This is a genomic window from Malikia granosa (assembly GCF_002980595.1).
GTDB lineage: Bacteria > Pseudomonadota > Gammaproteobacteria > Burkholderiales > Burkholderiaceae_C > Malikia > Malikia granosa.
The window spans coordinates 1-1,302 of the sequence record NZ_PVLQ01000131.1 but is presented as its reverse complement, the minus strand read 5'-3'; the positions used below and the strand labels follow the sequence as shown (position 1 = coordinate 1,302).

Genomic DNA, 1,302 nt, shown 5'->3' with positions numbered 1-1,302 from the left:
CTGGCCGATAGGGAATGCGGACCTTGAGTGTCTTCTGGCGTCGGCAGACCGTGCTGTAGTCGGGCACCGGCCATGACAGACCGGCGAGCTTGAGCAGGCTTTCGACCATGCCCATCGCCTGGCGTAGCGCCAAGCCGAACAAAGCCTTGATCGTCAGGCAGAACTGGATCGCGGCGTCCGAGAACAACGGTGTGCGGCCGCGCTTGCCGCTGGCCAGGCCTGACCACTGCAGGTCGCGGTCCAGCCAGATCATGAGGGCGCCGCGCGCCTTCAAGGCCTGGTTGTAGCGCCTCCAGTTGGTCGTCTTGTACTTGGCGGGCTCTGGTCTCACACGGTCACTCATCCCTGAAGCCTACCTCCGCCCATGGGCGACTTTGACTGGCATTTTGAATATTGCAACAAAGCCATTCGACGGTGGACCTGGTCAATGCGCTGGAACAGGAGAAGGCACAAGGCAAGGCCGGTCGTCTCGCTGCGTCGCTGGTGAACATGGACCTCGTGATCCTGGATGAGCTGGGGTACCTGCCATTCAGCCAGGCCGGCGGGGCCTTGCTGTTTCACCTGCTCTCCAAGCTCTACGAGCACACCAGCGTGCTGATCACCACCAACCTGGCGTTTGCCGAATGGTCCAGCGTGTTTGGCGATGCGAAGATGACCACGGCCTTGCTCGACCGGCTCACCCACCATTGCCACATCCTCGAAACCGGCAACGATTCCTTCCGCTTCCGCCACAGCTCCAAGCAAGCCAAGGCGCAGGGTTCGGCCAGGGAACGTGCCAGAAAAGCTGTGATGCCAGTGCTCGACAGCGACGAAGTCACCGATCCGTTCTGACCAGCGAAAGGAGAGCCGCAGCACACTGACGCACTACACTTATCAACAGCCGGGCCTCGAAAACCCGGCCTTCGACCCCTGGTCAAAATTCAACCGGAACAGGTGGTCAATTTTGAACCGGCGCCAACACGGTTGAGTTGGTGCGCCATGCCTGGAGCCGTCCCCAGACTTGATATTGCACTGCAACATGTGTGAATTGTAGGAGCGGATTCCACGCTCTGCAAGACTTTTTGCTGCAGTGCAGCAAATTTCCAGCTCAGGCCGTTTCAGCTGCCGACACAGCGGCTTCCATCATTGAAAAACCTCTTCGCCAACGCATGTTCGAAGCTGGCCTTCATCGAGTCCGACAGCAGCTGTGGACAGTGGTGCAGCTAGGCCTAGGGCCTGTTAACGCAATCGAAGGACCTCGGCAATGAACGCGACGGTGATGAAGGCCGCAAACATCACATCGGTCTTGTCATAGCGGGTGAA

Annotated in this window: 1 protein-coding gene and 1 pseudogene; one reads left to right on the top strand and one right to left on the bottom strand. The window is 59.2% G+C overall.

What is annotated here, in order from left to right:
- On the bottom strand, positions 1 to 343 hold a 343-nt coding region (locus tag C6P64_RS17475; RefSeq protein ID WP_211296885.1), incomplete at its 3' end, for a transposase.
- Between the two features lie 62 nt (positions 344 to 405).
- On the opposite strand from C6P64_RS17475, the pseudogene C6P64_RS17470 reads away from it, so the two are divergent.
- Positions 406 to 831, top strand: a pseudogene (locus C6P64_RS17470) (ATP-binding protein); the annotation flags it as partial.
- Positions 832 to 1,302 lie beyond the last annotated feature (471 nt).